The 4893-nt window shown below is 48.1% G+C and carries 4 protein-coding genes; all 4 read right to left on the reverse strand.

Features of this window, described 5'->3' with window-relative positions; all coding sequences use genetic code 11:
* Window positions 1–100: 100 nt before the first annotated feature.
* Window positions 101–1795 (reverse strand): choline dehydrogenase, encoded by a 1695-nt coding sequence (betA, locus tag B3180_RS05190; RefSeq protein WP_278358800.1) that lies wholly within the window; start codon window positions 1793–1795, stop codon window positions 101–103.
* Complete coding sequence (gene betB, locus B3180_RS05195) at window positions 1795–3258, reverse strand: betaine-aldehyde dehydrogenase (RefSeq protein ID WP_278358801.1); 1464 nt, start codon at window positions 3256–3258, stop codon at window positions 1795–1797. The genes betA and betB overlap by 1 nt, the downstream gene beginning before the upstream one ends.
* A gap of 29 nt (window positions 3259–3287) precedes the next feature.
* The gene (gene betI / locus B3180_RS05200) at window positions 3288–3866 is read right to left on the reverse strand and encodes a transcriptional regulator BetI (RefSeq protein WP_034821844.1); all 579 of its coding nucleotides are present in this window, start codon (window positions 3864–3866) and stop codon (window positions 3288–3290) included.
* Window positions 3867–3889: 23 nt separating this feature from the next.
* On the reverse strand, window positions 3890–4893 hold a 1004-nt coding region (locus B3180_RS05205; protein WP_286843413.1), incomplete at its 5' end, for an alkaline phosphatase D family protein.

Below are 4893 nucleotides of genomic sequence, written 5' to 3' on the forward strand. Positions count from 1 at the left end.
GTAGACACCGGGTAGCGACCGTTAAGTTTCAGCCGCCCCCAGCGCATAACAATAAAGACCACCATGGCCATGAAAAACAGCATGCCAATACTGACAAGAGTTAACATGACGCGCTCCGCTTGGCCTCACCACTGCGCTGACGCTGTTGCCATTGCGGGTCTTTATAAACATCAACTTCAGCTCTCGGCAGGTTCTGATGCTTGATGATATCAGCCGCTCGCTCCGCGACCATGATGGTTGGCGCGTTCAGGTTGCCGTTTGGAATCGTTGGGAAAACCGACGAGTCAATAACTCTAAGTCCTTGCAAGCCCCGCACACGCATTTGTGAGTCAATCACTGCCATGTCATCATCTTCGGCACCCATACGACAACTGCCGCAGGGGTGATAAGCACTTTCTACGGCATCACGCACGAAAGCATCTATCTGCTCATCGGTCACAATGTCTTTTCCCGGTTGTATTTCCTGGCCGCGGTATTCATCCATTGCCGGCTGAGCAATAATTTCGCGAGATAATCTTACGCAGGCCCGAAATGCCTCAATGTCGTCCTGATGCTGCAAATAATTGAATTGAATCTGGGGCGAGGTAAAAGGGTCTGAGCTTTTCACTTTAACCCAACCACGGCTTTTCGGCTTATTGTGCCCAATGTGCAGCTGAAAACCATGTCCTTCAAAAGCAGATTTACCATCGTAGCGAATGGCTGCCGGCAGAAAATGATATTGCAGATCCGGCCACTCAACACCTTCTTTCGAGCGAATAAAACCGCAGGACTCAAAATGATTCGTTGCGCCCAAGCCGGTTTTGAATAAAATCCAGCGTACACCAATAGCCAACTTGCTCAGAGGTCCTAGCTTACTGTTCAGCGTCAGCGGCTTTTTGCACTGATACTGAAAATAAAACTCCAAATGGTCCTGCAAGTTTTCCCCGACACCAGGCAGCTCATGCTGAGTTTCAATGCCCGCTGCAGATAGGGTCTCGTTGTTACCAATACCCGATAGCTGCAGAATATGCGGAGAGCCAATGGAACCTGCACTTAAAAGCACTTCTTTATTCACAAAAAAGCGAGCAATGTTGTTTTTCTCATAAAGCTCGACACCAATAGCCTGCTTGTCTTCCAGCAGCACTTTACTGACCTGAACCCCGGTTTTTATCGCCAGGTTAGGTCTGCTCATAGCTGGCCTTAAATACGCATTAGCAGCGGACCAGCGCACACCGTTTTTCACGGTCATATGCATGGCACCAAAACCTTCTTGTTGAAAACCGTTATAGTCACTGGTCTCCATATAACCGGCGTCAACTCCGGCCTTAATAAAGGCTTTGTACAACGGGTTTTGCATATTGTTACCGTTATTCACCGCCAAAGGGCCATCTTTCGAACGGTATTCATCGGCACCAAAAGCCCAGTCTTCCGCCTTTTTAAAATACGGCAGGCAATTCTGGTAGTCCCAGCCTTCAGCACCATGCTCTTGCCACTCATCAAAGTCCCGCGCATGACCGCGAACATAAACCATGCCGTTAATCGACGAGGAGCCACCAAGAACCTTGCCCCGGGGGCAATGCATTTCACGATTATTCAGATAAGGCTCAGGTTCCGAGTGGAACTGCCAGGCGTACTTTTTCGTATTCATCGGAATCGACAGCGCGGTTGGCATCTGAATAAAAATGCTTTTGTCTGAGCCGCCAGTCTCTAATAACAATACCGAGACATCCGGATCTTCTGTTAACCGATTGGCCAGCACACAGCCGGCCGAACCCGCCCCCACAATGATGTAATCGAATTTCTCATTCACTGTCATTAGAATGGACCTTCCAGCTTATCCATTCCGACATAAATTGATTTTGTCTGAGTATAAGACTTAAGTGCTTCCACACCATTTTCACGACCAATACCCGATTGCTTGTAACCACCTACCGGCATCTCTACCGGCGAATTAGCATAGGCATTAATCCAGCAAATACCGGCTTCCAGCTGAGCGATGACACGATGAGCTCTGCGCAAGTCCTGACAGAAAATACCAGCTGCCAGCCCGTAATCGGTATTGTTAGCTCGTTGAATGACCTCTTCTTCCGTTTCAAAGGTCAGAACGGACATCACCGGACCAAAAATCTCTTCACGCGTAATGCGCATGTCATCTGTGCAGTCAGTAAAAATAGTGGGGCCAATAAAATAGCCACTCTCACAGCCCGCTGGCGTTAATCTTTCGCCACCAAATGCCAGAGTAGCGCCCTGCTCTTTGCCAAGCTCAATATAAGCCATGACCTTATGCAGGTGATTTTCAGAAATTAGCGCGCCCAGGTTGGTTTCAGGCTCCATAGGATCGCCGACTACGATATTGTTCTTGGTGCGCTCTAATAAACGCTCCATAAAAGTGTCGTAACAGTCTTTGTGCACGAAAACCCGAGTGCCATTGGTGCAGACCTCGCCCTGGGTGTAAAAGTTACCCATCATGGCACCGGTTACTGCTTCATCAATGTCAGCATCGTCAAAGACAATAAGCGGTGATTTACCGCCCAGTTCCATGGTCACATTCTTCAGGGTACCTGCCGCCGCGGCCATTACCTTTTTGCCCGTGCCTACTTCACCTGTCAGCGACACTTTCGCAATCGACGGATGCTGAACCAGATAATTACCGACAACACCATCACCATGCACCACGTTAAATACGCCTTCCGGTACGCCTGCTTCGATAAATATTTCTGCCAACATCGCAGCGCCACGAGGTGTCTCTTCGGATGGCTTGAAAATCATACTATTACCTGCAGCAAGGGCCGCAGCCGCTTTCCAGCAAGCAATTTGCAACGGGTAGTTCCAGGCACCAATGCCAAAACAGACACCTAAAGGCTCGTGTCGTGTGTAAAAGAAGTCGTTACCAACACTTTGTTGCTCGCCCATCATTGACGGGCATAAGTTGCCAAAATACTCGATAGCATCCGATCCAGTCTGAACATCGACTTCAACAGCTTCCTGCCAGGGCTTACCGGTATCCAGCACTTCAAGCTTTGCCAGCTCGTCATTGCGCTCTCGTAGAATCGCCGCTGCACGTTGTAATACTCGGGCTCGCTCAATTGGAGGGGTTTGTGACCAAACCTCAAACCCTCTTTGAGCACTTTCCACCGCGTCTTCCAACAGCGACTCTCCTGCCGACTCTACGGTGTAAATCACTTTCCCGGTACCTGGGTTGATCACGTCAAAGTATTCATGGTTACTGTCGTCGACGTAACGGCCATGAATAAAGTTTTTAAGTAATGTAGAGGACAACGATAACTCCCTTATAATTTGGCAATGGTTTAACTGACACCGTGCTGTTCCAGCACACCATTAATGTATTTTTTGCAGTATTTTTTTGCCTGACTGAACTTCTCTTCATTTGCCCGGCTTAATGCACAGCGCAACCAAAAACCATCAATTAACGCGGCCGTCACTTCCGCTGCCTCACGCGCACTTTCGGGATTCAGTAGTTGCTTGAAACTGTAACGCAAATTACTCACAAGCCGGCGCTTATTCAGCTCCTGTAAGCGATATAAGTCAGCGTCATGCATTGACTGCCCCCAAAAGCTTAACCAGGTTTTTGTGCTTGAATCTGCCTGCTGCACATCAGAAAAGTTCAAATCAACAATTTTCATCAAGCGGTCATACGGGTTATCCGGTGACTGCTCCATTTTGAGCTGAGAAAGCAAATACCGTACAGAGGCCTCAATTAGCGCCTGCTTACCGCCAAAATAATGGCTGATAATACCGGACGACATTCCCGCCCTGCGCGAAATCAAGTTTATGGTTGCTCCTCGTAAGCCTACGTCAGCAACCACATCGATGGTGGCATCGATTAACTGCTGACGCCGCATTGATTCCATTCCTACTTTTGGCATAGCTTTCTCACATGGTTTAATTTTTATTCGTAAGGTTCCAGCGTTGACAGCCTGAAGCGGTGTTCGTTAACTACATCACCTGCTTCATCGTAAAGTCCAAGAGTCACAACCGGATCGTCTTTTTCCCAGTCAACGTCCAGCGCACCATAATTTACCTTATTGATAAACTGACCGATGCGGTGTTTATTGGGGCTAACGTCTTTCCACTCCTGAGTCAGTCCTGATGACGTAACTTCCCATAGTGGGTAGTCTAAATCTTCGTCGTAGTAACTGATTTCACCCCAGTGGGTGTCGCCGCTTATCAAGATAACACCATTAACCTTATGTTTTTTAATAAGATTAAACAAACGTTGGCGGTCAGAGGGGAAATTCGCCCACGACTCCCAACCGGTAAAATCAGCTAAAAGCTGTAAGCTGGAGCCAATGACTTTAATACGCGCCGGCTTTTGTAACTGTTCTTCCAGCCACTGCCATTGTTTTTCGCCAATCATACTGGCGTTAGGGTCGCTGTGAACTTTATAAGGCCCCATGTTTTTCGGTTTGCGTTCGTTTGCATACTCTTCACGCGTCACGTGGGCAATATCATCCCGGTTCCAACGCAAATCGGGCAAAATTACGTGAATGCTTTCTTCGCCCTCACCGTAGGTGTATGAGGTGTAAATACCATCTTCACGAGTGCGACGCGGAGAGCTCTCCGGCTCACCCCAAAAGTCGAGCATGATATCTCTTGACGCTTCTTTTTTAGGGTAATCCTTGCCGGCGTCGTTCGCACCGTAGTCATGATCATCCCAAATAGCGATGAGCTCTGCTTGCTCTTTTAGTTCTTTAAAACCCGGCTTAGAGCCCAGTTTTTCATATTTATTCTGCAACACTGACATGTCTTCGGTGTCGCCATAGACATTGTCCCCAAGAAACACAAAAACTTCGGGGTCGTCTTCAATAATGCTGTTAAAAATGGGAATGTCTTTGTCCTGATGCGAACATGAACCAAATAAAATCCGGCCGGGTGCATCAGCAAAAACAGAAT

Origin of the sequence: Idiomarina sp. UBA4206, from assembly GCF_002383015.1 — a bacterium.
In the GTDB taxonomy this organism is placed as follows: domain Bacteria; phylum Pseudomonadota; class Gammaproteobacteria; order Enterobacterales; family Alteromonadaceae; genus Idiomarina; species Idiomarina abyssalis.